This is a genomic window from Exiguobacterium sp. KKBO11 (assembly GCF_001644945.1).
Taxonomy (GTDB): domain Bacteria; phylum Bacillota; class Bacilli; order Exiguobacteriales; family Exiguobacteriaceae; genus Exiguobacterium_A; species Exiguobacterium_A abrahamii.
Genome location: NZ_LUCU01000009.1, coordinates 1 through 578, shown reverse-complemented (window position 1 = coordinate 578; position 578 = coordinate 1). Strand labels below are relative to the sequence as shown.

The following is a 578-nucleotide window of genomic DNA, read 5'->3' as shown; positions in this document are numbered from 1 at the left end:
GGAGGCGCCCAAAGGTTCCCTCAGAATGGTTGGAAATCATTCGTAGAGCGCAAAGGCAGAAGGGAGCTTGACTGCGAGACCTACAAGTCGAGCAGGGACGAAAGTCGGGCTTAGTGATCCGGTGGTTCCGCATGGAAGGGCCATCGCTCAACGGATAAAAGCTACCCTGGGGATAACAGGCTGATCTCCCCCAAGAGTCCACATCGACGGGGAGGTTTGGCACCTCGATGTCGGCTCATCGCATCCTGGGGCTGGAGTAGGTCCCAAGGGTTGGGCTGTTCGCCCATTAAAGCGGTACGCGAGCTGGGTTCAGAACGTCGTGAGACAGTTCGGTCCCTATCCGTCGTGGGCGCAGGAAATTTGAGGAGAGCTGTCCTTAGTACGAGAGGACCGGGATGGACGCACCGCTGGTGTACCAGTTGTTCCGCCAGGAGCATCGCTGGGTAGCTACGTGCGGACGGGATAAATGCTGAAAGCATCTAAGCATGAAGCCCCCTCCAAGATGAGATTTCCCTTTGAGTAATCAAGAAAGACCCCTCAGAGACGATGAGGTAGATAGGTCACGGGTGGAAGCATGG

Annotated in this window: 1 rRNA gene; it reads left to right on the top strand. The window is 56.2% G+C overall.

What is annotated here, in order from left to right:
* Positions 1-578 (top strand): 23S ribosomal RNA (locus tag AYO36_RS00245); the annotation flags it as partial.